28 protein-coding genes are annotated in these 24,464 nt (G+C 31.7%); 27 read left to right on the top strand and 1 reads right to left on the bottom strand.

What is annotated here, in order from left to right; genetic code table 11:
• Positions 1-28: 28 nt before the first annotated feature.
• On the bottom strand, positions 29-742 hold the full coding sequence (locus CLOTH_RS07895) for a GGDEF domain-containing protein (RefSeq protein WP_079412855.1): 714 nt from the start codon (positions 740-742) through the stop codon (positions 29-31).
• A 246-nt stretch (positions 743-988) separates the two neighbouring features.
• Between CLOTH_RS07895 and CLOTH_RS07890 the strand changes: the two genes are divergently transcribed.
• The 27 genes from CLOTH_RS07890 to CLOTH_RS07765 all read left to right on the top strand — a co-directional run bounded on the left by CLOTH_RS07890 (position 989) and on the right by CLOTH_RS07765 (position 24,461).
• Positions 989-2,104, top strand: coding sequence for an efflux RND transporter periplasmic adaptor subunit (locus CLOTH_RS07890; protein WP_079412852.1), 1,116 nt, complete (start codon positions 989-991; stop codon positions 2,102-2,104).
• Positions 2,105-2,115: 11 nt separating this feature from the next.
• Positions 2,116-5,211 carry an efflux RND transporter permease subunit gene (locus CLOTH_RS07885; RefSeq protein ID WP_079412850.1) on the top strand — a complete coding sequence of 1,032 codons (3,096 nt, stop codon included), beginning with the start codon at positions 2,116-2,118 and terminating at the stop codon, positions 5,209-5,211.
• 60 nt (positions 5,212-5,271) lie between these two features.
• Positions 5,272-5,637, top strand: a complete 366-nt coding sequence (locus tag CLOTH_RS07880) for a response regulator (protein ID WP_079412848.1) — start codon at positions 5,272-5,274, stop codon at positions 5,635-5,637.
• A gap of 22 nt (positions 5,638-5,659) precedes the next feature.
• Positions 5,660-7,384, top strand: coding sequence for a methyl-accepting chemotaxis protein (locus tag CLOTH_RS07875; protein ID WP_079412846.1), 1,725 nt, complete (start codon positions 5,660-5,662; stop codon positions 7,382-7,384).
• Between the two features lie 13 nt (positions 7,385-7,397).
• A complete protein-coding gene (fsa, locus tag CLOTH_RS07870) occupies positions 7,398-8,042 on the top strand; it encodes a fructose-6-phosphate aldolase (RefSeq protein ID WP_079412844.1) in 645 nt (214 codons plus the stop codon).
• Between the two features lie 137 nt (positions 8,043-8,179).
• The gene (glpX, locus tag CLOTH_RS07865) at positions 8,180-9,181 is read left to right on the top strand and encodes a class II fructose-bisphosphatase (RefSeq protein WP_079412842.1); all 1,002 of its coding nucleotides are present in this window, start codon (positions 8,180-8,182) and stop codon (positions 9,179-9,181) included.
• Positions 9,182-9,201: 20 nt separating this feature from the next.
• On the top strand, positions 9,202-10,167 hold the full coding sequence (gene glpX, locus CLOTH_RS07860) for a class II fructose-bisphosphatase (RefSeq protein WP_079412840.1): 966 nt from the start codon (positions 9,202-9,204) through the stop codon (positions 10,165-10,167).
• Between the two features lie 166 nt (positions 10,168-10,333).
• Complete coding sequence (gene rho / locus CLOTH_RS07855) at positions 10,334-11,620, top strand: transcription termination factor Rho (RefSeq protein ID WP_079412931.1); 1,287 nt, start codon at positions 10,334-10,336, stop codon at positions 11,618-11,620.
• 97 nt (positions 11,621-11,717) lie between these two features.
• A complete protein-coding gene (gene rpmE, locus CLOTH_RS07850) occupies positions 11,718-11,918 on the top strand; it encodes a 50S ribosomal protein L31 (protein ID WP_079412838.1) in 201 nt (66 codons plus the stop codon).
• Positions 11,919-11,984: 66 nt separating this feature from the next.
• Positions 11,985-12,563, top strand: coding sequence for a thymidine kinase (locus CLOTH_RS07845; protein ID WP_079412836.1), 579 nt, complete (start codon positions 11,985-11,987; stop codon positions 12,561-12,563).
• 98 nt (positions 12,564-12,661) lie between these two features.
• The gene (locus CLOTH_RS07840) at positions 12,662-13,606 is read left to right on the top strand and encodes a DUF1385 domain-containing protein (RefSeq protein WP_079412834.1); all 945 of its coding nucleotides are present in this window, start codon (positions 12,662-12,664) and stop codon (positions 13,604-13,606) included.
• Positions 13,566-14,417 carry a peptide chain release factor N(5)-glutamine methyltransferase gene (gene prmC, locus CLOTH_RS07835; RefSeq protein ID WP_331722060.1) on the top strand — a complete coding sequence of 284 codons (852 nt, stop codon included), beginning with the start codon at positions 13,566-13,568 and terminating at the stop codon, positions 14,415-14,417. The genes CLOTH_RS07840 and prmC overlap by 41 nt, the downstream gene beginning before the upstream one ends.
• A 41-nt stretch (positions 14,418-14,458) precedes the next feature.
• Positions 14,459-15,526 (top strand): peptide chain release factor 1, encoded by a 1,068-nt coding sequence (gene prfA / locus CLOTH_RS07830; RefSeq protein WP_079412832.1) that lies wholly within the window; start codon positions 14,459-14,461, stop codon positions 15,524-15,526.
• 84 nt (positions 15,527-15,610) lie between these two features.
• Entirely contained in the window at positions 15,611-16,288 is a 678-nt protein-coding gene (locus tag CLOTH_RS07825) for a ZIP family metal transporter (protein ID WP_079412830.1), read from the top strand.
• Between the two features lie 33 nt (positions 16,289-16,321).
• The gene (locus tag CLOTH_RS07820; protein WP_079412828.1) at positions 16,322-17,356 is read left to right on the top strand and encodes an L-threonylcarbamoyladenylate synthase; all 1,035 of its coding nucleotides are present in this window, start codon (positions 16,322-16,324) and stop codon (positions 17,354-17,356) included.
• A 12-nt stretch (positions 17,357-17,368) separates the two neighbouring features.
• Positions 17,369-17,539, top strand: coding sequence for a hypothetical protein (locus CLOTH_RS10615; RefSeq protein ID WP_158080489.1), 171 nt, complete (start codon positions 17,369-17,371; stop codon positions 17,537-17,539).
• 128 nt (positions 17,540-17,667) lie between these two features.
• The gene (gene rpiB / locus CLOTH_RS07815) at positions 17,668-18,117 is read left to right on the top strand and encodes a ribose 5-phosphate isomerase B (RefSeq protein ID WP_079412826.1); all 450 of its coding nucleotides are present in this window, start codon (positions 17,668-17,670) and stop codon (positions 18,115-18,117) included.
• An 18-nt stretch (positions 18,118-18,135) separates the two neighbouring features.
• Positions 18,136-18,762 carry a uracil phosphoribosyltransferase gene (gene upp, locus CLOTH_RS07810; RefSeq protein ID WP_079412824.1) on the top strand — a complete coding sequence of 209 codons (627 nt, stop codon included), beginning with the start codon at positions 18,136-18,138 and terminating at the stop codon, positions 18,760-18,762.
• Between the two features lie 68 nt (positions 18,763-18,830).
• Entirely contained in the window at positions 18,831-19,277 is a 447-nt protein-coding gene (locus CLOTH_RS07805; RefSeq protein WP_079412822.1) for a deoxycytidylate deaminase, read from the top strand.
• Positions 19,278-19,316: 39 nt separating this feature from the next.
• Complete coding sequence (locus CLOTH_RS07800; RefSeq protein WP_079412820.1) at positions 19,317-20,354, top strand: glycosyltransferase family 4 protein; 1,038 nt, start codon at positions 19,317-19,319, stop codon at positions 20,352-20,354.
• Between the two features lie 11 nt (positions 20,355-20,365).
• Positions 20,366-21,484, top strand: a complete 1,119-nt coding sequence (gene wecB, locus CLOTH_RS07795) for a non-hydrolyzing UDP-N-acetylglucosamine 2-epimerase (RefSeq protein WP_079412818.1) — start codon at positions 20,366-20,368, stop codon at positions 21,482-21,484.
• Between the two features lie 237 nt (positions 21,485-21,721).
• The gene (locus tag CLOTH_RS07790) at positions 21,722-21,952 is read left to right on the top strand and encodes an AtpZ/AtpI family protein (protein ID WP_079412815.1); all 231 of its coding nucleotides are present in this window, start codon (positions 21,722-21,724) and stop codon (positions 21,950-21,952) included.
• Between the two features lie 4 nt (positions 21,953-21,956).
• Entirely contained in the window at positions 21,957-22,349 is a 393-nt protein-coding gene (locus tag CLOTH_RS07785; protein WP_079412813.1) for an ATP synthase subunit I, read from the top strand.
• Between the two features lies 1 nt (position 22,350).
• Positions 22,351-23,049: a F0F1 ATP synthase subunit A gene (atpB, locus tag CLOTH_RS07780; RefSeq protein WP_079412811.1), complete on the top strand. Its 699-nt coding sequence runs from the start codon at positions 22,351-22,353 to the stop codon at positions 23,047-23,049.
• Between the two features lie 47 nt (positions 23,050-23,096).
• Positions 23,097-23,351 (top strand): ATP synthase F0 subunit C, encoded by a 255-nt coding sequence (gene atpE, locus CLOTH_RS07775; protein WP_079412809.1) that lies wholly within the window; start codon positions 23,097-23,099, stop codon positions 23,349-23,351.
• Between the two features lie 70 nt (positions 23,352-23,421).
• Positions 23,422-23,931, top strand: a complete 510-nt coding sequence (locus CLOTH_RS07770) for a F0F1 ATP synthase subunit B (RefSeq protein WP_079412807.1) — start codon at positions 23,422-23,424, stop codon at positions 23,929-23,931.
• Entirely contained in the window at positions 23,919-24,461 is a 543-nt protein-coding gene (locus CLOTH_RS07765) for a F0F1 ATP synthase subunit delta (RefSeq protein WP_079412805.1), read from the top strand. Before CLOTH_RS07770 ends, CLOTH_RS07765 begins: the two co-directional genes overlap by 13 nt.
• Positions 24,462-24,464: the final 3 nt, after the last annotated feature.

Below are 24,464 nucleotides of genomic sequence, written 5' to 3'. Positions count from 1 at the left end.
AAATAGGAGATGACTTAATTATCATCTCCTATGTTAAACTAAGATTTCTATATTTATTTTTTTCTTCATACATTTTTTTATCAGCAAAGGATAGTATTTCCTCCATGGTTTCACCTTTTTTGCATTCGTGAGCTCCATGACTTAAGCTAAGATTATAGGGTTTTATCTTTTTAGAATTGTACTGGTTTATATTTTCGCATATTCTATTCCAAACTATCTCTGATTGATTTAATGAACAGTATGGAAGTACGACTAAAAATTCATCTCCTCCAATTCTACATACAAAGTCATCTCTTCTTAAGCTTTCTTTTAGTATATTTCCTACAATTATTATTAATTCGTCTCCTTCTTTATGTCCGTACATATCATTAACTATTTTTAGATTATTTATATCTATGAAAAATACAGATAATTTAATATCTTTTTCTTGAAGTAACTTGAGCTGTTCTTCTAGAAAGCTAAGTCCAGTTCTTCTATTATAAAGTCCTGTCATATCATCTGTTGATGCACATACACTTAAAAGTTCATTGTTATTTTTAAGTTCTTTATATTGATAAAATAAAGTTGCAAAAGCAACTCCAACTAATCCACCCATTAAAAGATTGACAATAGTAAATGGAGTATTATATAAATATTCACTTGATATAGGTAAAGTTATGTAAAAGGCTATTAGTCTGAATGATATTCCTATAATTAGTCCAGTAAGTATAACTTTAAATATATGTTTCCTGTCTATATTCAACACCCCCTAAAACACATGACGATTTATAAGATATAATATAATTTATATCTATAAATTATATTAAAATAGTACTAAAGGCTCAATACTTTTGACAAAAATAGTTAAAAAAATCTATTTTTTTCTATTAAAATTGTGTTAATTTATTCTATAATTTTAAGTTAATAATAAAATGAAGTATTATAAGTGTATGCAAATATGTTTAGGGTTATGATAATATAGGGTTATGATAAAAAAGGAGGGAATTGTGTGAATAAAAGATTCAGTTTATTTTTTATGGTTATTTTGATGAGTGTGTACATACTTTCTGGGTGTAAAAGTGAAGAGGAAGTAAAAAATGAGGAAACTATAGTTAGTGTTGAAACTTATGAATCTAAGGTTATGGACATAGATATTAAAACTAGCTTGTCTGGAAAGGTAGTTCCTTTTGAGAGAGCTAATTTAAGTCCTAAGATGCCTGGGGTTGTTAGCGATGTGAAAGTAAAGGTTGGCGATGTTGTTAAAAAAGGAGATGTACTATTTACATTAGACCAAAAAGATGTAATGAATGCTGTAAGACAGGCACAAGCTTCTTACAATTTAGCTGTTGCTAACTATGAAAATGTAAAATCTCAGATAAAAGCTTCAAATGAGAATTACGAGAAAATGAAAACTATGCTTGAAAAAGGAATAATATCTAATGAAGAATTTCAAAAGTATGAGATGAGCATGGGAAGTATGCAAAATACTGAGGTTTTGAAACTTCAAGTTGAGCAGGCTAGAGTAATGCTTGATAACGCAAAATCTAATATAAATGACACTATAATAAAATCGCCTATATCAGGAGTTGTAACTTCTGTTAATGTAAATATTGGAGAAGTATCATCTGCTGGGGTTCCTGGTGTTACTGTTGTTAATATAGATAGGGTTTATGTTGATGTAAATGTGTCAGAGCATCTTGTAAACAATATAAACTCAGGAGATAGTGTTGATATTCTTATTAGTTCATTAGGAGATGAAGTTTTGAGTGGAAAAATAACAAATTTATCTTTTGCTCCAGTAGGAAACTCGATGACTTATCCTGCAAAGATAGAGCTTGAAAATAAAGATAATAAAATAAAACCTGGGATGTTTGCACAGGTTGATTTGATTACCCAAAGAAAGGAAAATGTAGTTGTAGTTCCAGCTTCAGCTATAGTGGTTAAGGAAGGTAAAAATGTAGTGTTCGTTATTGAAAGCGGATTGGCTACTATGAAAGTTGTTAGAGTTGGAATAGATAATGGAGAATATATTGAAATAGTTGAAGGTTTAGTAGAAGGAGAAGAAGTTGTTATTAAAGGTCAAAACTACTTAGAAGAGGGAAGTAAGGTTAAGATTGTCAAATAAAGGAGGATATAATGAATATAGCTAAAATATGTGTTAAAAGACCTGTTACAACCCTCATGTTCATGCTTATAGCGATACTAATTGGGGTTGTTTCGATATTTCAGCTTCCAGTAGATCTTTATCCTGAGATAGAGGTTCCTGTTGCTATAGTTTCTGTTGATTATAGTGGTGTTGCACCTGAGGAAATAGAGACATTAGTTACAAGACCTATAGAGCAGGTAGTATCTACTGTGAGTAATTTGAAAAATGTAACTTCATACTCAAGAGAAGGGAACTCAATAGTTGTAGTTCAATTTGAGTATGGAACTGATATGGATTTTGCAGCACTGGAAATGAGAGAAAAAGTTGATATGGTAAAGTGGGCACTTCCTGATGGAGCGTCTAACCCACTAGTTCTTAAGATAGACCCAAATGCACAGCCTATAGTTCAAGTGGGTATATCAAGTGATATGGAAATCCACAGACTTCAAGGTATTGTTGAGGATGAAATTGTTTCTAGATTCGAAAGGATAGAAGGGGTAGCATCTGTATCAGTATCGGGTGGTACAAAGCAAGAAGTGAAAATTGTTGTAAATAGTGAGAGATTAAGTGGATATGGATTAACATTATCTCATATACAAAATATATTAAGAGCTGAAAATATAAATCTACCTGGAGGTAGGGTAAACAAAGGAAATACAGAGCTTTTAGTTAGAACTATGGGAGAGTTTAAGACTATAGATGATATAAGAAATCTTCCTCTTGCACTGAGAAGTGGAGATATAATAAGGCTTTCAGATGTAGCTGATATAGATTTTTTATATGGAGAAGAGAAAAGTATATCAAGGCTTAACGGAAAAAATAGTATAGGTATATCTATAACTAAGCAATCAGTTGCAAATACAGTAAAGGTTGCTAGAAAAGTTATAGATGAAGTATCAAATCTTAATAAAGAGTATTCAGATCTTGAGATAATAGTTGGTATGGATCAATCTGACTTTATAAATAAATCTATACAAAATGTTGCTCAAAGTGCAATATTTGGAGCTATACTTGCTGTAATAGTTCTTTATTTATTCCTTAGAAATATAAGATCTACTTTGATAGTTGGTATAGCAATTCCAGTTTCTGTAATAACTACATTTGCTCTTATGTATTTTGGAAAATTGACAATAAACTTGATATCTTTAGGTGGTCTTGCACTAGGAATAGGAATGCTTGTTGATAACTCTATAGTTGTTCTTGAAAATATATATAGATTCAAAGAAGAAGGATATTCTAGTAATGAAGCGGCGATTAAAGGAACTAATGAGGTTATAATGGCTGTATTTGCTTCAACTATGACTACTGTAGCTGTGTTTTTGCCTATAGTATTTGTAAAGGGATTTACTGCTATAGTATTTAAGCAGCTTTCATTTAGTGTGGTGTTTTCACTACTTTCATCCCTAGTTATAGCAGTTACTGTGGTTCCTATGTTATCTTCTAAAATACTCAGGTTAGATAGTGAAAGCAATAAAAGTAGATTTAGTGAAAAGGTACTAAGTTTATTTTCTAGCATAATAAATAAGCTACAAAATTATTACGAAAAAATACTAAGATTTGCTCTAGATAAGAAAAAAACAACTGTATTTATCGCTTTATCTATATTCATATCTTCTATTTTCTTAGTTGGTATGGTAGGAGGAGAATTCTTCCCGCAGCAAGATGAAGGTACATTTGTTGTTAATATAGAGATGCCTTTTGGAAGCAGTCTTAAGGATTCTGATGAGGTAGTTAAGGAAGTTGAAAAAATAATAGATAGCATTGATGAAAAAGAAAAAGTGTTTACTCAAGTTGGATCTACAGGAGGATTCTCAGGAACTGCTGAAAATAGATCAACTGTTACGGTAATGCTTGTAGATCAAAAGGATAGAAATAGAAAAACTGAAGAAATAGTAAGTGATATTAGAGAAAAAGTTAAGAAAATAGCCGGAGCAAAGATAACAGTTAATCAAACATCTTCAATGCAGGGTGGAGGACCTGAAGGATCTCCTATAGCTATTGAGATTAAGGGTGATGATATAAATAAGCTTAGAGAAATAGGAGAAGATTTTGTAGATATAATAAAGGAAGTACCTGGAACTTCAGAGGTTAATGTAAATGTTAGATTAGGAGATCCAGAAGTTAGGATATTTGTAAATAGAGATAATGCTTCTTTTTATGGAATAAGTACTTTTGAAATTGCAAATACAATAAAAGCTTCTATAGAAGGTGTAAGAGCAACTAAGTTTAAGGTTGAAGGTGACGAGTTAGATGTTAACTTATCTTTAGATAGTAACGTTAGAAACTCAATAGAAAATATGAAACAGATACTTGTAAGATCTGCTATAGGAGATATGATTCCTTTAGGAGAGCTTGTTAGAATTGAGTATGGAAATTCACCAACTCAAATAACTAGAATAAATCAATCTAGAGTTATAACTGTAAGCTCAAAATTAAAAGGAAGAGATTTAAAGTCTGTAACTGATGATATAAATAAAAAACTTGAAAAATATAATCTTCCATCTGGATATAGCTATACATTCACGGGACAGCAGCAGGATATGATAGATGCATTTAAGGGGCTAGTGCTTGCCTTAATTCTTTCAATAATCATAGTTTATATGATACTTGCATCTCAATTTGAGTCTTTAGTTCACCCATTTACAGTAATGCTTTCTGTTCCATTTGCATTATCAGGTGGATTTATAGGATTGTTCGTGACAGGAAGAACACTGTCTGTTCCTGCATTTATAGGAATAATAATGCTATCTGGAATAGTTGTAAATAATGCTATAGTTTTGGTTGATTATATAAATAAGCTAAGAGAAAGTGGAGTTAAAAGAAAAGATGCAGTTATAAAAGCAGGATTTACAAGATTTAGGCCTATACTTATGACTACTCTTACAACAGTTCTTGGTCTTATTCCTTTAGCATTTGGAATAGGAGAAGGAGGAGAAACACAAGCACCACTTGCCACTGTTGTTATAGGGGGATTAATTCTTTCGACACTTTTAACATTAGTATTTATACCAGTTGTATATATAATGCTAGATGATTTTGTAGTCAGAATAAAAAGAAAATTTAGAAATGATAAGGTAGAAAGCTAATTTCTACCTTTTATTTTGCATCAAAAAGAATTATAATTATTATGGGGAAGCTGAAAGGAGATGAGTAGTTGTGAAAAAAAGTTGCTTATTGTAGATGATGAGATAGGATTAAGATCTCTTCTAAAAAGTATATTTGAAATGGATTATGATGTTTATTTATGTGAAGATGGAGATTTGGCTATAAGCACTATAGAGAAAGAAAAAATAGATGTAGCCATCTTGGATATGAGGCTAAAAAATATGGACGGGCTTGAAATATTAGAAAATATAAGAAAAATAGATCAAAATATAAAAGTTCTTATACTGACTGCATTTACTGATCCTAGAAAGATTGATAAGTTATATGAGCTTAATATAGAGGAGATAGTTCAAAAGCCATTTGACATATTCGAGCTTAAAGGAAAAGTAGATAAAGTTGTAAACTAAAAAGTGACTTGGAGGATTGGGCATGAAAGTACCATTTAGAAAAAAATTCAGTACTAAGCTTACTATGCTTTTTATATTTTGTATTTTGCCAATAGTCTCAATATTATCTACAATTACATACAATAGGACCTATAATATGGTGGTTGAAAGCTTAGGAGAAAAATCAATATCTATTGCTAAAACTGTTGCAGGAAAGATAAGCGTATACGACTTTGATACCTTAAGAAGTATAGAAGATGAAAGAAGTAATGCGTATTTGAGAATTCAAAGAGAGCTTAATAATATAAGACAAATATCAGGTGCTAAATATGTATATACACTGAGAAAAAATGAAAGTGGAGAATTTGTATACGTTGTAGATGGAAATGATATAGGTAGCAAAGATATGTCTCATATAGGAGATGTTGAAGATCAGGCTCAAGAAGGATTTTTTAGAGCTTATGAAGGTGAAAGTTATATAGGGAACCATATAGATAAAACTGATTGGGGAATTCATGTATCCTCATTTTACCCTATAAAAAATGGTAGTGGAGATGTTATAGGTATAGTTGGTGTTGATTACGATGTAGAAAAAGAGTATCTAGCTATGAAAAAGCTGAGAAATGCAGTTATATATTTATCTTTGATATTAACTGCTATAGCTGTGATTATAATAGGCTATATATCTAGAAAATTTACTAAATCTTTAGAAAATATAGCACATAATGCAAGCAAAATATCTAATTATGATTTGAATGTAGAGAAATTGAATATTAAAAGTGATGATGAAATAGGAATACTTGCAAATGGGTTCGATATGATGATTGATAACTTAAAGGGAATTATACACGAGATAAAAGATATGTCCAATTCTTTAAGTCAAAATAGTAATTATGTAACTGAGATAACTTCAAAAAGTGTAGAAGCTGTAGAAAATATAATTTTTAATATAAATGAGATTGCCATGGGATCGGCAAGTACTTCTGAAAGCACTATAGAGCTTAATAATAGCATTTGTGATATCAATGCCTTTTCTCATGAAGCTGTAGAAAATGCCAAAGAAACAGAAAATGTGGCAAACGATATGAAAAGAGAAGCGACTCTTGGTGAGCAGTATATGGATAATATAATATCAAAGATAAATGGCATAAATGAATCTATGATAAGCATGGAAAGTATAATAAGTAGTTTAAGCAGCAGAACGAAGGATATACACAATATAATAGAAGTTATAAACAGTATATCAGAACAGACGAACTTGCTTGCTTTAAATGCTAATATTGAGGCTGCAAGATCTGGTGAAGCTGGAAGAGGATTTGCTGTTGTTGCAAATGAAGTTAGAAAACTTGCAGAAGAAACTAAAAAGTATTCTAGCGAGATATATGAAATGATATCTAATGTAACAGATAGCACTGATAAAACAGTTGAAAGTTTGAATATTGTTAGAAAATCAGTTAATGAGAGTATAGATGTATCAAATATTACTAAAGATATGTTCAGTGGTATTATAAATAAAATAAATAATACAACTGTATTAATAGAAAAAATATCAAATGTAATACAAAAGCAGGCTGATAACAGCGAATTTATACTAGGTAAGTCATCAGAAGTTTCGGGTATATCACAGGAAACCACTGCAACATGTGAAAGTGCTACATCTATAGCGCAAAGTACGCAAAGTGATATTAATGTTATAACAAGTGCTACTAATGAGCTAAATGAAATGGCAAGCAAGCTTGACGAATTAGTCAGAAAATTCAATATATAAAGGAGATGTATTTATGAAGTTATTTATTGACACTGCTAATGTGGAAGAAATAAAAGAGATAAATTCTTGGGGAGTAATAGAAGGAGTTACTACAAATCCTTCTTTAATTGCTAAAGAAGGAAGAGATTTCGTTGAGGTTGTTAAAGAGATTACATCTATAGTAGATGGTCCTATATCAGCAGAAGTTATTTCTTTAAATTCTGATGAAATGGTAAAAGAAGCATTAGAGCTTTCTAAGATTCATTCTAATATAGTTATAAAAATTCCTATGACTAGTGAAGGATTAAAAGCTGTAAAAGAGCTTTCTAAAAAAGGAATAAAAACTAACGTGACTTTAGTGTTTTCTGCAAATCAAGCACTTTTGGCAGCTAAAGCAGGAGCTACTTATGTTAGTCCATTTGTTGGAAGACTTGATGATATAGGACATGAAGGATCACATCTTATATCTGAAATAGCTCAAATATTTGATATACATGGAATAGATACACAGATAATTTCTGCTAGTATAAGAAATCCTCAGCATGTTATATCGTCAGCTATAGCAGGAGCTCATATAGCTACAATTCCTTATAATGTGTTTAAGCAAATGCTCAATCATCCATTAACTGATAGCGGAATAGAAAGATTTCTAAAAGACTGGGAGAGTGTTCCTAAGTAACAAAGCGTGGATATCCACGCTTTTCTTTTTTGACATTTAATATATCACATTTTTAAAAATATAACACAAACCTTTACAGAATGTACAAATATGACATATAATTAATGGTGTAATAAATTAATTAGGAGGTACTAGACGTGGATAGAAACTTAGCACTTGAGCTTGTTAGAGTAACAGAGACAGCAGCATTAGCCTCTGGAAGATTTATGGGTAGAGGAGATAAAAACGGTGCAGATGGAGCAGCCGTTGAAGGAATGAGACTTGCATTTGGAAGTATGAAAATAAGAGGAGAAGTTGTTATAGGAGAAGGGGAACTTGATGAAGCTCCTATGCTTTATATAGGTGAAAAAGTAGGATGTGGAACACAAGAAGATATGGAAGTAGATATAGCTGTAGACCCACTTGAGGGTACAACTCTTATAGCAAAGGGACTTCCTAATGTTATATCTGTTATAGCTATGGCTGAAAAAGGATGTCTTTTGAATGCTCCTGATACATATATGAAAAAGATAATAGTAGGTCCTAAAGCTAAGGGATGTATAGATATAGATGCATCTGTTGAGGAAAATTTAAGAAATGTAGCTAAGGCTCTTGATAAAGATATAACTGATTTAACAGTTATAATACAAGATAGAGAAAGGCACGCTGATATAATATCAGATATAAGAAGAGTAGGAGCAAGAATAAAAATGTTTGGAGATGGAGACGTAGCAGCAGGTATTGCAACTTGCTTTGAGGATACAGGAGTAGATATTCTATTAGGTATAGGAGGTGCTCCAGAGGGAGTTATAACTGCAGCTGCAATAAAGTGTATGGGTGGAGATATGCAGTGCAGACTAAATCCTATGAGTGAAGAAGAAGTAAAAAGGTGTTATCAAATGGGATTAACTGATGATGACATAAATAAAACACTATACATTGATGATTTAGCAAAGGGTGAGGATATATTCTTTGCTGCAACTGGAATAACTGATGGAGACTTGCTAAAGGGTCTTGTTCACTACGATAAAAATATCGCAAAAACTCACTCTGTGGTTATGAGATACAAAACAGGAACTATAAGATTTGTTGATGCAATTCATAGATTAGACAAAAGTGAGATACTTAAAAATCTTATGAAAAAGTATGGCAGAAAATAATATTACTTGGGGGGATAGTAATGGATAGAAACTTAGCGATGGATCTTGTTAGAGTTACTGAAGCTGCAGCACTTGGAGCTGGTAAGTATCTTGGAAGGGGAGATAAAAACATAGCAGATCAAGTAGCTGTAGATAGAATGAGAAAAATGTTTGACACTATAGACATTAATGGAGAAGTTGTTATAGGAGAAGGAGAAATGGATGAAGCTCCTATGCTGTATATAGGAGAGAAAATAGGAAGCAAAAGAGGAGGACTTGAGGTTGATATAGCTGTAGATCCTCTTGATGGAACAAATTGTGTCGCTAAGGGACTTCCTAATGCTATAGCCGTAATTGCTCTAGCGCCAAAAGGACATTTACTTAATGCACCGGATATGTATATGGACAAAATAGCTGTAGGACCAAAAGCTAAGGGACATGTGAGCTTAGACTTTCCTCTTAAAGCTAATTTAAGTATATTATCTAGGGCACTTGATAAAAGTATGGACGATTTAACTGTCACTATGCTAGATAGAGAAAGACATTCGCAATTAATAAAAGAATGTAGAGAAGCAGGAGTTAGAATAAAACTATTTACAGATGGAGATATAGGTGCTGCTATGGCTACTTGCTTTGATTATTCTGGAGTTGACATGATGATAGGAAGTGGAGGAGCTCCAGAGGGAGTATTAGCTGCAGCTGCTATAAAATGTATGGGGGGAGATTTTCAGGGAAGACTTGCTCCGCAAAGTGAAGAAGAAATACAAAGATGTATAGCTATGGGACTTGATCACAAAAAGCTTTTAACTCTTGATGACCTAGTGAAAGGAAATGAAGTATATTTTGCAGCTACAGGAGTAACTGATGGAGACTTTTTGAGAGGCGTAATTTACAAAGCTAATAAAGTAGCTACAACTCACTCTTTAGTTATGAGATCTGAAACTGGAACAATAAGGTTTATAGAAGCTATTCATAAGCTAGACAAAAAACCTGTATATGCTAAATAAAGTACTTTGGGAATACCCAAAGTGCTTTTTCTTGACCATGTTATATATAGATGATATTATATAGTATACGAAATTAATTCTTTTAACTGCTCACCTTGTATTTTTCCCGTGTGTATTTTTATTTTAATCATGGAGGCGATATTTTTTGAATGAAGATTTAAAGAGCATGAAGCTCGTTGAATTAAGACTTTTGGCTAAGGAAAAGGGTATAAAATCTCCTTTAAAGTATAAAAAAGATGAGCTTATAGATATGATTTTGGAACTAGATAAAACTAAAGAAGATGAAAAAACTGAATTAAAAGCTCTTCCTGAAAAGTTAGCAGAAGAAGTAAAAGATGGAAATGAAGAGAATATGGCACAGGGAATTCTTGAGATACTTCCTGATGGATATGGTTTTTTGAGAGGTAAAAACTATTTATCTACAGATCAAGATATATACATATCGCCATCTCAAATAAGAAGATTTAATATGAAAACAGGAGATAAAATAACAGGAAATACAAGACCTCCTAAAAGCGGTGAGAAATTCAGAGCTCTTTTGTATGTGCAAAAAATTAACGATGAAGACCCTGAGAAAGCTTCTAAAAGACCTTCCTTTGATAAATTAATTCCTGTATACCCTGATGAGAGAATGAATCTTGAAAGAAAAAATCAAGATGTGGCTACAAGACTTATAGACCTTATATCTCCAATTGGAAAAGGACAAAGAGGGCTTATTGTTGCTCCACCAAAGGCAGGTAAAACAAGTCTTCTTAAAAATGTTGCAAATAGTATATCTGAGAATCATCCTAATATTGAGCTTATAGTACTTTTGATAGATGAAAGGCCTGAAGAAGTTACAGATATGAAGGAGTCTATAAAAGGAGAAGTTATATACTCTACGTTTGATGAGCTTCCATCTCATCATATAAAGGTAGCTGAAATGGTTCTAAATAGGGCTCAAAGACTTGTAGAACAAGGTAGAGACGTTGTTATACTTTTAGATAGTATAACAAGGCTTGCAAGGGCATACAATCTTACTATTCCTCCAACTGGAAGAACATTATCAGGAGGTATTGACCCTGGAGCACTTCATGGACCAAAAAGGTTTTTTGGAGCTGCGAGAAATATAAGACAAGGTGGATCGCTTACGATACTTGCAACTGCACTTGTAGAAACAGGTTCTAGAATGGATGATGTTATATTTGAAGAATTTAAAGGTACAGGAAACATGGAACTTCATCTTGATAGAAAGCTTGCAGAAAAGAGAATATTCCCAGCTGTTGATATATATAAATCAGGAACTAGAAAAGAAGAGCTGTTATTAAAAGAACAAGAAATTGCAGCTTTATGGAAAGTAAGAAGAGCAATGTCAAATAATACTGTTCAAGAAGTAACAGAAAAAATAATAACTCTATTAGGACAAACTAAGAACAATAGTGAATTTGTGGAATTAATAGGCAAGAATATTTAGTCTTGAAGGCATGTAAAATCTATGTTATAATGGAGCAGTTGAATAATGAAAAGTACTTAAACTAATATAATTAATGTAACGAAAGAGGTGAAATCAAATGAGAAAAGACATACATCCAAAGTACGAAGAAATAACAGTGCATTGTGCATGTGGAAATACTTTTACTGCAGGATCTACTACAGATGAGATAAAAGTGGAAATTTGTTCTCAATGCCATCCATTCTTCACTGGAAAACAAAAAAGCGTTGAAAAAGGTGGAAGAATCGATAAGTTTAAGAAAAGATTCAAAATGGACTAATAACCTAAGGAGTTGGAAACCCCAACTCCTGTTTTTTTGCATTAGAGTGAAACAGGAGGGTTAAAAGTGTATAGACCGATTCATCATGGATATATAGAAGTTGTTATAGGACCTATGTATAGTGGTAAAAGTGAAGAACTCATAAGAAGATTAAAAAGAGCAAAGATTGCAAAGCAAAATGTAGTTGCATTCAAACCTCAGATAGATAATAGATATAGTAATGAAGATGTTGTATCTCATAGTGGAAATACAATAAATGCTATTCCAATAAGTAGTGCAAAAGAAATTTATGAACATGTAAAAGATAATGTTCAAGTTGTTGGAATAGATGAAGTACAGTTTTTTGAAGATGATATAGTAGATGTTGCTATAAATCTTGCAGATCAAGGTATAAGAGTTATCGCTGCTGGGCTTGATATGGATTTTAAGGGAGAGCCTTTTGGACCAACTCCAAAACTTTTGGCTGTAGCGGAATTTGTGGACAAGCTTCAGGCTGTGTGTATTGTTTGTGGAGAACCTGCACATAGAACTCAAAGACTTATAAATGGAGAGCCGGCAAGATATGATGATCCTATTATATTAGTTGGAGCAACAGAAAGTTATGAAGCTAGATGTAGAAAATGTCATGTTATAGATAATGATTAGGCTGCTAAATTAGCAGCCTTTTTCGATTTCTAAAAAATAGTCAGAGTAAACATACTACTTTTTGTGATATCATATTATTATGAAAAGGAGATGAGGGCATGAGGAAACTGAATGTAGGGGGGCAGGCTGTAATAGAAGGAGTAATGATGAAAAGTGAAAATAAAGTAGCTGTTGCGGTCAGGAAGCCTAATAAAGAAATTGATTTGAATAAAAGAAATTTAAATAGCTGGGTTAGAAAAAAAGGGCTTAACAACATACCTTTTATTAGAGGTTCTTTTATACTTATAGAATCTATGCTAGATGGGGTTAGATCTTTAAATTATTCAGCTGAGTTCTTTGAAGAAGATGAAGAAGAGCCGTCTAAATTTGATGAGTTTTTGAATAACATATTTAAAGAAAAAACTAATGATGTAATAATATACTTTTCTATATTTTTGTCGCTTATTTTTTCTGTAGGTTTATTTATACTTTTACCTACTTTTTTAGGTGGAATACTTAAAAATTTTACTCAAAATATACTGATACTCAACTTGTTTGAGGGTATTATAAGGATACTTATATTTATTGGATATGTTTCGTTAATATCTATGAATAATGATATTAAGAGAGTATTTCAGTATCATGGAGCTGAACATAAGGCTATACATTGCTATGAAAAAAATCTTCCGTTAGATGTTGATAATGCTAGAGATTTTACAACTCTTCATCCAAGATGTGGAACGAATTTTATGTTTATAGTGATGATAGTTTCCATGCTATTATTTTCTTTATTTGGATGGCCTAATCCGTTTTTGAGAATGGTATATAGACTATTGTGCCTTCCGATAGTTTCTGGGATTGCTTATGAAATAATAAAGGTGGCAGGAAAATATGACAACTCATTTGTAAAAGTTTTGGCACTGCCTGGTATGTATCTTCAGAAGATAACTACTAAAGAACCAGATGACGAACAGCTTGAGGTTGCATTAGTTGCACTAAAAGCTGTAATAGGAGATAAGGAGAATGGAAATGACAATAAAGGAGATATTGATAAAGTCGATTGAAGAACTCAAAGATGAGAATAATATAAAATTAGATATAGAGCTTATTTTGTGTGAAGTTTTGGGTGTTGATAGATTATATATTCACATGAATTTAAATAAAAAACTGAATGAAGACGAGATTAGAAGATATCAAAAGATGTTTGATGATAGAAAAAAAGGAAGACCTGTCCAGTATATATTAGGGAAACAAGAATTTATGGGTATGGACTTTTTCGTAAAAGAAGGGGTTTTGATTCCAAGGCCTGATACAGAAATTTTAGTTGAAGAAGTAATAAGGTTAGCTGATAATTTAGAAAGTCCGATACTACTTGATATCGGAACAGGCTCTGGTGCAATATCTGTATCTTTAGCTAAATATATAAAAAATTCTAGGGTATATTCTCTAGATATTTCAGATACAGCATTAGAAGTTGGGAAGATAAATGCAGTAAATAATGGAGTTGAAAAGAATATAACATTTATACATTCGGATTTATTTTCTTCCCTTGAGAATGTTGACATAAAATTTGATATAATAGTTTCAAATCCTCCTTATATAAAAGAAGAGGATTTGAAAGATTTAGAAGTAAAGGTAAAAGAGTATGAGCCAAAGCTAGCTTTAGTCGGTGGAGAAGATGGGCTTGTATTTTATAGGAATATATCTAAGCATGCTCCTAAGTATTTAAAGGAAAATGGAATACTAGCTTATGAGGTAGGTCACGATCAAGCTGAGGATGTAAAAGATATAATGATTGAAAATGGATTTAAGGATTTAAGGATATTAAAGGATCTTCAGGGTATAGATAGGGTTGTTATTGGAGTGAAAATTTGATATAATGGAAAATTGATACGCTTAGGAGAGGTGAAAAACTAATGTTTGATAAAGTAGAACTTATAGAGCAAAAGTACGTTGATTTAACTGAAAAAATAGGAAATCCAGAAATAATAAACAATCAAAGTTTGTGGCAAAAATATATAAAAGAACACGCAGAAATAGAACCAATAGTATTAAAATATAGAGAGTATAAACAAATTGTTGGCGGAATCAAAGAATCAAAACAAATACTTCAAGAGTCTTCAGATGAGGATTTAAGAGAGCTTGCTAAGATGGAGCTTTCAGAACTTGAGGACAAAATAGAAGATGTTGAAAATGAGCTTAAGTTACTACTTGTTCCTAAAGATCCTAATGACGAAAAGAACGTTATTATAGAGATAAGAGGTGGAGCAGGAGGAGATGAAGCTGCTTTATTTGCTGGAGATCTTTTCAGAATGTATACAAGATATGCAGAAAGAAGAAGATGGAAAGTTGAATTTTTAAGCATAAATGAAACAGGAGTAGGTGGATATAAAGAGGTTTCGTTTATGATAAAAGGTAAGGGAGCTTACTCAAGACTTAAGTATGAATCTGGAGTTCACAGAGTTCAAAGAATACCATCAACTGAATCAGGAGGTAGAATACACACATCTACTGCTACTGTTGCTGTTTTACCTGAGGTTGATGATGTTGAAATTCAAATCAATCCAAATGACTTAAGAATAGATGTTTTCCGTTCTTCTGGAAATGGAGGACAAAGTGTTAATACTACTGACTCTGCTGTTAGGATTACACATATACCAACAGGTGAGGTGGTATCTTGCCAAGATGAAAAATCTCAGCTTAAAAATAAAGAAAAATGCCTTAAAATACTTAAAGCTAGATTATATGACAGAGCATTAGAAGAACAAAATAAAGAGATTGCTCAAGAAAGAAAAAGTCAGGTTGGTACAGGAGATAGATCAGAAAGAATTAGAACTTATAACTTCCCACAAGGAAGAATCACTGATCATAGAATAAATGTAACTTTATACAAGCTTGATAACTTCTTAGATGGAGATATAGATGAAATGGTAGATGCATTAATTACCACAGATCAATCAGAAAAACTTAAAGTAGTAGAATAATTAGGGAGCAAAAGCTCCCATTTTTGCATAAATAAACAAATCCACTCATAAGTACTAATATAGAGGTTATGAGGAGGAATTTGTATGATACTTAGAATTACCTACATAGGTTTTCTTGCAGGAATACTAGGAACATTACTTGGAGGGGTTATATCTTTAATATTTAGAAAAAAAGCAGATAGATATTTAGATATGTTTATGGGACTTTCTGGAGGAGTCATGCTAGCTGTTGTAGCTTTTGATTTGATATCAGAGGCTATAAATCAAAGTGGAATGGTAAATACTATAATATTCGCTTTTATAGGAGCTATATTTACATATTTTATTAAGAGTCTTTTTCGCTTTGATGGTATACTTAGAAGTGGATATCTAATATTTGTTTGCATACTTATGCATAACTTTCCAGAAGGTCTCGCTATAGGTTCTTCTTTCTTGCTTGAAGAATCTCTAGGAATAACATTAGCTATAGTTATTGGCCTGCATAATATCCCAGAAGGTGTTGCTATGTCTCTTAGTTTAATAAAAGGAAAAATGAGTACAGTAAAGGTGATTTTGTTTGCTTTTATAGCTGGGCTTCCTATGGGTATTGGAAGCTTTATTGGAGCACACTTTGCAAATTTATTTAGTGAAGTTATAGGAATGTTCTTGGCTATGGCAGCTGGAACAATGCTTTATACTACACTTGATGAGATTTTTCCAAGATCTAAATCGATATATTCTGTTATAGGCTTTTTAATTGGTATGGTTATAGTTAATATGTAACTTAATAGATTGAATGATGCGGAGTTGGTGTGAGTGAATACTCTTGTTACTAAGATAGATAAGGATAATATAGATATACAAAAGATAAAGGTGCAAGCAGATATTTTAAGAAATGGTGGTACTGTTATATTTCCAACTGAAACTGTTTATGGACTTGGAGCTAATGCACTTGATGAAAATGCTGTTGATAAGATATACAAAGCTAAGGGTAGACCAAGTGATAATCCTTTAATAGTTCATATTTCTAATAAAGATGATGTATATAAGCTTGCTAAGGATATAAATGAGAATGCAAAAATAATAATGGATAAATTTTGGCCAGGGCCAATTACTATAATACTAAACAAAAACGATAAGGTTCCATACAAAACGAGTGGTGGACTAGAAACGGTAGCTTTAAGAATGCCTTCTCACCCTATAGCTTTAGAATTAATAAAAGAAGCTAATGTACCAGTTGCTGCTCCTTCAGCTAATATATCAGGAAGACCATCTCCTACTGATGAAAGTCATGTTATTGAAGAGATGGAAGGTAGGGTTGATGGAATAATTCTCGGAGGAGATTGCAATGTTGGGTTAGAATCTACTGTTATAGATGTAACTAGTGATATCCCAATTATATTAAGACCAGGAAAAATTACATATGAAGACTTGTTAGATGCCTTTTTAGAAGTTGAAATAGATCCATCTATATTAGAGAAAAATGATAATATAATTCCTAAATCTCCAGGGATGAAGTATACTCATTATTCTCCAAATGCAGATGTGTATATAGTAAGAGGTAAGGAAAGCGATGTGATAGATAAAATAAATGATTTGATAGATAAAAATAAAGAAATAAAAGTTGGGGTTATGTGTATAAATAAAAATGCACACAAGTATAAAGGCGAAGTAATACCTCTTGGAGAAAGTATAAATGAAGTTGGAAAAAATCTATTTAAGACTTTAAGAGAGATGGATAAAAGGAAAGTAGATGTTATTTATTCTGAAAGTTTTGATACTAAGGGGATTGGACAAGCTGTTATGAATAGATTAAATAAAGCAGCTGGATATAAAATTATAGATCTTTAAGGAGGACTACCTTTGAGATACGATATTGAGGTAATTTTAAGGTATATAAATATCCTTTTACCAATTGTATTTTTCTCTTTTTTATTTTTCGTAGCTTATAAATTTCCAAGAAAAATTTCTAATATATTTAGAATAATGGAAAAAATGGAGAAAGATTTAGAAGAGAATAAAAAAATAAATTAGGGATATTTCAAAGTAAATAGGGCAACATATATATGGTTTTTATAAAAAAATAAAAATAAAGAAGGAAATTGTAATAATATGTAGAAGTATTATAAGGTTTGGGCTAAATATAAAAATGGAGGTAGTTTATGAGAATAGCTTTAGGTAGCGATCATGGTGGATATGTTTTAAAAGAAGAAATAAAAAGACATTTACAAGAAAAAGGACATGAAGTTGTTGACTTTGGAACAAATTCTACTGATTCGTGTGATTACCCAGATTTTGGACTAGCTGTAGCTGAAGCTGTAGCAAGTGGAGAGTTTGAAAATGGAATTCTTTGCTGTGGAACAGGAGTAGGGATATCAATAGCAGCTAATAAAGTAAAAGGAATAAGATGTGCTGTTGTTTCTGATACTTTTTCTGCTAGAATGACAAAAGCACACAATAACGCAAATATATTATCACTTGGTGAAAGAGTAGTTGGAAAAGGTCTTGCTCTTGAGATTGTAGATGCATATTTATCTACACAGTTTGAAGGAGATAGACATTCAAGAAGATTAGATAAAATATCTAAGATAGAAGAAAAATACTCAAAATAAATTATAGGGGGTAATACTATGGCAGTTGTAGTAATCGATCATCCATTAATTCAGCATAAGTTAACTTATATTAGAGACAAAAATACAGGATCTAAAGACTTTAGAGAGATGGTAAAAGAAGTTGCTATGCTTATGGCTTATGAAGTAACTAGAGATCTTCAACTACAAGATGTTGAGATAGAAACTCCAGTTACAAAAACAAAAGCGAAAATGATCTCAGGAAAAAAATTAGGTATAATACCGATATTAAGAGCAGGTATAGGTATGGTTGATGGAATACTTCAATTAATTCCGGCTGCTAAAGTAGGACATGTTGGGCTATATAGAGATCCTGAAACATTAACACCTGTTGAATATTATTCAAAGCTTCCTGCAGATGTACACGAAAGAGATCTAATTGTTGTCGATCCAATGCTAGCAACAGGAGGTTCTGCAGTGGCTGCTATAGATGTTTTAAAAGCTAAGGGAGCTACTAGTATTAAGCTTGTTAATTTAATAGCTTCTCCTGAGGGAATAGCTGAAGTTGAGAAATACCATCCAGATGTAAATATATATGTTGCAGCAGTTGATGAAAAATTAAATGATCATGGATATATAGTTCCAGGTCTTGGAGATGCAGGAGATAGATTATTTGGTACTAAATAGTTAATTTAGATAGCATTCATTTTCTTTTGAGAAAATGAATGCTATAATATTATTTAGGGGGTGCCTTTATGAGACCATCATGGGATGAATACTTTATGGAGATTGCAGAAATAGTAAAAAAAAGATCAACATGCCTTAGAAGACAAATAGGAGCAGTTATAGTAAAAGATAAGCAAATATTAACAACAGGATACAATGGAGCTCCAAAAGACCTTACACATTGTAATGATCTTGGATGCGAAAGAGAAAGATTAAATATTCCATCTGGAGAAAGGCACGAGCTTTGTAGAGCCCTTCATGCAGAGCAAAATGCAATTATACAAGGAGCATATAATGGTGTTAGTGTTAAAGACTCTACTTTATATACAACTACAAGACCATGTAGTTTATGTGCAAAAATGTGTATAAATGCTGGGATAAAGAGAATAGTATTTAAAGGTGACTATCCTGATGAAATGTCTATGAAGCTCCTTATGGAAGCTAATATAGAACTTGTTAGCATTGACAGCAAATAATATAAAATGACCTAGACAAAAATTATAGAGGTGGATTAGATGTATAAAAATATTTTAGTTTTTATTACTGCGTTTGGAATATCTTATTTTTTTACTCCAATTGCTATAAAAATTGCTCATAAAGTAGGAGCAATAGATGTTCCAAAAGACAATAGAAGAGTGCACAAAACTCCTATACCTAGACTTGGAGGAATAAGTATATTCTTAGGTTTTTTAGCTTCCCTTATTTATATAGATGCTATTACACCTAAAATTACAGGAATATTGATTGGAGCACTTATAATTGTAGGTATAGGTATAATAGATGATATCAAAGAAATAAATGCAAAGGTTAAGCTACTAGGTCAAATATGTGCAGCTTTAGTAGTTATATTTTCTGGAATAAGAATATCGTGGATAACAAATCCATTTGTCGCTGGAAATGGACTAATTACACTTGGTATATTAAGTGTACCATTCACTATAATCTGGATAGTTGGAGCTACTAATACAGTAAATCTTATAGATGGACTTGATGGATTAGCTGCAGGAATATCAGCTATATCTTCAACGACTTTAGCCTTCATTGCTTATGTGAATGGACAACAAACTTCTGCGATTTTACTTATGGCACTAGCTGGAGGAGCTATTGGTTTTTTACCTTACAATTTTAACCCAGCTAAGATATTTATGGGAGATACTGGATCTTTATTTTTAGGATATATGATCTCAGTAATTGCAATAGAAGGAGTTATAAAATCAGCTGCGGCACTAGCTGTTGCACTGCCTGTTATAGCACTAGGTCTTCCTATATTTGACACTGCATTTGCAATAATAAGGAGATTAGCTAATGGGAAGCCTATAATGCAGGCTGATAAAGGTCATCTTCACCATAGACTTTTAAGTAAAGGATTATCTCAAAAACAAACAGTTCTTGTGCTTTATGGTATAAGTTTATTTTTAGGATTAAGTGCAGTTATTTTGCGTGAAGCTGATATGTTTTTATCTGCACTAGTGCTTTCCTTGAACATAGCACTTATGTATTATGGAATAACAAAACTAAAGCTTTTATCTGTGGATGATAATAAAATTAAATAAGAGGTGCTTTTATGAATAAGATTAAAGTAATGACGGTATTTGGAACAAGGCCAGAGGCTATAAAAATGGCTCCGCTTGTAAAAAAGCTTGAAGAAAAAGATGAATTTGAAAGTATAGTTTGTGTTACAGCTCAACATAGAGAAATGCTTGACTCGGTACTAAATTTATTTCATATAAATCCAAAATATGATCTTAATATAATGAAACATGGACAAACCATAACTGATATAACAAATAGAGTGTTAAAAGGGCTTGAAGAAGTTTTACAAAGTGAAAAGCCAGATATATTATTAGTTCATGGTGATACTACAACTACTTTTGCAGCATCTTTAGCAGCGTTTTATAATAAAATACCAGTTGGACATGTAGAGGCAGGACTTAGAAGCAACAATATATACTCTCCTTATCCTGAGGAAATGAACAGAAAGTTAACTAGCAATATAGCGCTATTTCACTTTGCACCTACTACTGGAAATAAAGAGAACTTATTAAAAGAAAATGTTAATGAAAGAAATATCTTTATAACAGGAAACACTGTAATAGATGCCCTTTTATCTGTGGTGAAAGAAGATTATAAATTTAACAATAATCTCGACAATATAGACTTTAAAAACAAAAAAGTCGTTTTATTAACTTGCCATAGAAGAGAAAATTGGGGAGAACCTATGGAAAACATATTCAGAGCTGTAAAAAAATTAGCACTAAAAAACAGTGATATAGAAGTTGTTTTTCCTATGCATATGAATCCAATTATAAGAGAAACTGCAAAATCTATAATGGAAGGTGTAGATAATATACATCTAATAGAGCCGCTTGATTATGAACCATTTGCTAATCTAATGAATAAATCTTATATAATAATGACAGATTCAGGTGGAATACAAGAAGAAGCTCCAGGACTTGGAAAACCTGTTGTTGTATTAAGAACAGAAACGGAAAGACCAGAAGCTGTAGAGGCTAAAACTGTTAGGGTTGCAGGTGTGAAAGAAGACGATATATTTAATATAACTAATGAACTTATAAACAATAAAGATGAGTATTTAAAAATGTCAAAAGCAATAAATCCTTATGGAGATGGCAAAAGTAGTGAAAGAATAGCACATCATATATTACAATATTTTTACAAATAAGATATATACAAAATCTGTCGAATAGTGTAAAATAATATTGATAGAAAATACACATAATAGCAATACCACTTTAGTATACATAATAATATATTTAACGAGGCTCACTAGTGAGCCTTTAATTTTAACATAACCGAATATAAAATTAACAAAGACAAAAACGACAATTCTAAATAATTAGAATTTAATAAAAATTTAGAAAATAAGAAGGTTTATAAAAACGGGTGGAGAATATTAATTATGGATAAAAAAAATAAATGGCTAGATGCCCTCGAAAATTTGAGCTTGATATCTCAAATAGGTATTTCCATGGTTTCACCTATAATAGTTTGTGTTCTTATAGGGAATTTTTTAGATAAAAAAATGAATACTCAACCTTTATTTCTTTTCATATTCATAGTACTTGGAGTTGCGTCATCTTTTGTAAATTTATACAAAATAGCCTTAAGGGATAAGAAAAAAAGGAAGTGATTTCTTGAAGAAAACAGGAGATATTCCTATACAAATAATCAAAATGGTTATAATACTAAATGGTGTAGCCATTATGGGATTTTTGACATTTAACAGATTTGCTTTAGATATTTTGTATGGACTTGCTTTTGGAAGTATATTTTCACTACTAAACTTTAGGTTATTACATATAACTCTTCGAAAAGCAGTTCTTATGAGCCCTGAAAAGGCTCAAATTTATGTATTCACAAGATATCTTATAAGAATGGTTTTAACCGGGGTTGTTTTGTTTATATCAATTAAAGGTGAATATATAAATTTATTAGCAGCTATAATAGGTTTATTAATGCCAAAGATAAGCATACTCATTATAAACCTATTTGGTATAAATAAAATATCTAAAGGAAAGGAGGCGTAATATGAACGGTCCTAAGATAATGTTTACTCTTCCAATATTTGGAGGAATTCCAGTAACTGAGACAATTACTACATCTTGGATTATAATAATTTTTCTTACTTTGTTTGCATATTTTGGGACAAAGAATTTTGAGAAACTTCCAAAAGGAATCCAAAGCTTTGTAGAACTAATAGTAGATGCAGTGAATAGTTTAGTAAAACAAACTATGGGTGAAGATAAGGTAGAATTTGCACCTTACATAGGAAGTATATTCTTATTTTTAATATGTGCAAACCTTGTAGGGCTTTTAGGTCTTAGGCCACCAACAGCAGATCTTAATACTACTGTAGGTATGGCTCTAATGACATTTATACTTGTTCAACTTAATGGTATAAGAGTTAAAGGATTAAAAGGATATTTAAAAGGATTCTTAGATCCACTACCATTCTTACTTCCTCTAAACATAATAGGTGAGCTTGCAAACCCAGTATCACTGAGTTTTCGTCTTTTTGGTAATATAGCTGGAGGTATGGTTATTACAAGTCTTTTATATGGATTTTTATCTTTTTTAAGTGCAAGATTTTTAGGATTATCTATACCTATACTTCAAGTAGGTATTCCTGCAGTACTTCATATATACTTTGATTTATTTACTGGAGTATTACAGGCGTTTATATTCGTAATGCTTACGATGGTATTTATCTCCATTGCGATGGATTAAAAAGAATTATACATAATATAATTTAAAATTAAAAGGAGGAATCTTTTATGGAAAAGGCAATAATATTAGCAGCTTCAGCTATAGGAGCAGGACTTGCAATGATAGCAGGTATAGGACCAGGAATAGGACAAGGATTTGCAGCTGGTAAAGGTGCAGAAGCAGTTGGGAAGCAACCTGAAGCACAAGGAGATATACTAAGAACAATGCTTTTAGGAGCAGCTGTTGCAGAGTCAACAGGTATATATGCTTTAGTTGTTGCTCTTATACTTTTATTTGCTAACCCATTACTTAACTTATTATAATTTTTTAGGAGATGATTTTCATCTCCTAAATTGTAACTAAAAGATATGGTTAGTAGAAGGGAGGACTAAGATGCAGTTTGCAAGCTTTATAGGATTAGACTGGGGAATAGTGTTTCAGATTGTAAATACTATAATAATGTATTTGATACTTAAAAAGCTATTATTTAAACCAGTAACTAAGTTTATGCAAGATAGACAAGAAAGAATAGCTAAGTCCTTTGAAGAAGCTGAGAATGCTGTTAAAGAAGGTGAAAAGCTAAGAGAAGAATATGAAGCTAAAATAAGTGCTTCTAAAGAAGAAGGTCAAGAAATAATAAAAGAAGCTTCTAGAAAAGCTGAAATGAGAGCTGAAGAAATAGTTAGAAAAGCTCAAGAAGAAGCAAATAGATTGATGGATAAAGCTCACACTGAAATAGAAAGAGAAAAGCAAAAAGTTATGAATGAACTTAAAGATGAAATATCTAGTGTGGCAATTCTTGCAGCTTCTAAGATAATTGAATCTGATATTGATAAAGTTAAGCATGAAAAGTTAATTGGCGACTTTATTAAAGAGGTAGGGGAAGCTAGATGGCAAAGTTAGTTGCTACGAGATATGCTAATGCTATATTTGAAGTTGGTGTTGAGTCAAACAGAGAAGAAAGTTTTTATAATGAGTTAAGTATTATACTTGATACAATTAATCAAAATGAAGACTTCTTTAAGATATTAAAAGCTCCATTGATTTCAAAGCAAGAGAAAAAAGCATTAGTTGAAAATGTATACAATGATAGAGCTTCTTTAGAAATAGTAAACTTTTTGAAGATACTTATTGATAAAGATAGAATAGGAATAATAGATGAGATTGTTAGTGTATATAAAGAGTTGTTAAATGAAAATAACAATATATTAGATGCAGTTGCAATTACTGCTATTCCTATGAATGAAGATCAGATTAATGAGCTTAGAGAAAAGCTTTCTAATAGTACTGGAAAAAATATAAATCTAAAAAATGAAGTTGATAGCACTATCTTAGGTGGAGTACTTATTAAAATGGGCAATGAGGAAATAGATGGTACGCTAAAAACTAAGCTTGATAAATTAAAAGAAGAGTTACATCAAATAATTGCTTAATGA

The organism is Alkalithermobacter paradoxus (assembly GCA_002029295.1).
In the GTDB taxonomy this organism is placed as follows: domain Bacteria; phylum Bacillota; class Clostridia; order Peptostreptococcales; family Peptostreptococcaceae; genus Alkalithermobacter; species Alkalithermobacter paradoxus.
Note: the sequence above shows the minus strand (reverse complement) of the source record. Positions and strands in the feature narration are given on the sequence as shown.

What these genes read in the sequence shown, in the direction of transcription:
- rho (WP_079412931.1), top strand. Translation starts at nt 10,334, where the DNA reads ATGAAGCTCGTTGAATTAAGACTTTTGGCTAAGGAAAAGGGTATAAAA.
- atpE (WP_079412809.1), top strand. Translation starts at nt 23,097, where the DNA reads ATGGAAAAGGCAATAATATTAGCAGCTTCAGCTATAGGAGCAGGACTT.
- CLOTH_RS07840 (WP_079412834.1), top strand. Translation starts at nt 12,662, where the DNA reads ATGAGGAAACTGAATGTAGGGGGGCAGGCTGTAATAGAAGGAGTAATG.
- CLOTH_RS07770 (WP_079412807.1), top strand. Translation starts at nt 23,422, where the DNA reads ATGCAGTTTGCAAGCTTTATAGGATTAGACTGGGGAATAGTGTTTCAG.
- upp (WP_079412824.1), top strand. Translation starts at nt 18,136, where the DNA reads ATGGCAGTTGTAGTAATCGATCATCCATTAATTCAGCATAAGTTAACT.
- CLOTH_RS07800 (WP_079412820.1), top strand. Translation starts at nt 19,317, where the DNA reads ATGTATAAAAATATTTTAGTTTTTATTACTGCGTTTGGAATATCTTAT.
- CLOTH_RS07825 (WP_079412830.1), top strand. Translation starts at nt 15,611, where the DNA reads ATGATACTTAGAATTACCTACATAGGTTTTCTTGCAGGAATACTAGGA.
- CLOTH_RS07885 (WP_079412850.1), top strand. Translation starts at nt 2,116, where the DNA reads ATGAATATAGCTAAAATATGTGTTAAAAGACCTGTTACAACCCTCATG.
- CLOTH_RS07880 (WP_079412848.1), top strand. Translation starts at nt 5,272, where the DNA reads ATGAGTAGTTGTGAAAAAAAGTTGCTTATTGTAGATGATGAGATAGGA.
- glpX (WP_079412840.1), top strand. Translation starts at nt 9,202, where the DNA reads ATGGATAGAAACTTAGCGATGGATCTTGTTAGAGTTACTGAAGCTGCA.
- CLOTH_RS07790 (WP_079412815.1), top strand. Translation starts at nt 21,722, where the DNA reads ATGGATAAAAAAAATAAATGGCTAGATGCCCTCGAAAATTTGAGCTTG.
- atpB (WP_079412811.1), top strand. Translation starts at nt 22,351, where the DNA reads ATGAACGGTCCTAAGATAATGTTTACTCTTCCAATATTTGGAGGAATT.
- CLOTH_RS07765 (WP_079412805.1), top strand. Translation starts at nt 23,919, where the DNA reads ATGGCAAAGTTAGTTGCTACGAGATATGCTAATGCTATATTTGAAGTT.
- rpmE (WP_079412838.1), top strand. Translation starts at nt 11,718, where the DNA reads ATGAGAAAAGACATACATCCAAAGTACGAAGAAATAACAGTGCATTGT.
- prfA (WP_079412832.1), top strand. Translation starts at nt 14,459, where the DNA reads ATGTTTGATAAAGTAGAACTTATAGAGCAAAAGTACGTTGATTTAACT.
- CLOTH_RS07875 (WP_079412846.1), top strand. Translation starts at nt 5,660, where the DNA reads ATGAAAGTACCATTTAGAAAAAAATTCAGTACTAAGCTTACTATGCTT.
- prmC (WP_331722060.1), top strand. Translation starts at nt 13,566, where the DNA reads ATGGAAATGACAATAAAGGAGATATTGATAAAGTCGATTGAAGAACTC.
- rpiB (WP_079412826.1), top strand. Translation starts at nt 17,668, where the DNA reads ATGAGAATAGCTTTAGGTAGCGATCATGGTGGATATGTTTTAAAAGAA.
- wecB (WP_079412818.1), top strand. Translation starts at nt 20,366, where the DNA reads ATGAATAAGATTAAAGTAATGACGGTATTTGGAACAAGGCCAGAGGCT.
- CLOTH_RS07805 (WP_079412822.1), top strand. Translation starts at nt 18,831, where the DNA reads ATGAGACCATCATGGGATGAATACTTTATGGAGATTGCAGAAATAGTA.
- fsa (WP_079412844.1), top strand. Translation starts at nt 7,398, where the DNA reads ATGAAGTTATTTATTGACACTGCTAATGTGGAAGAAATAAAAGAGATA.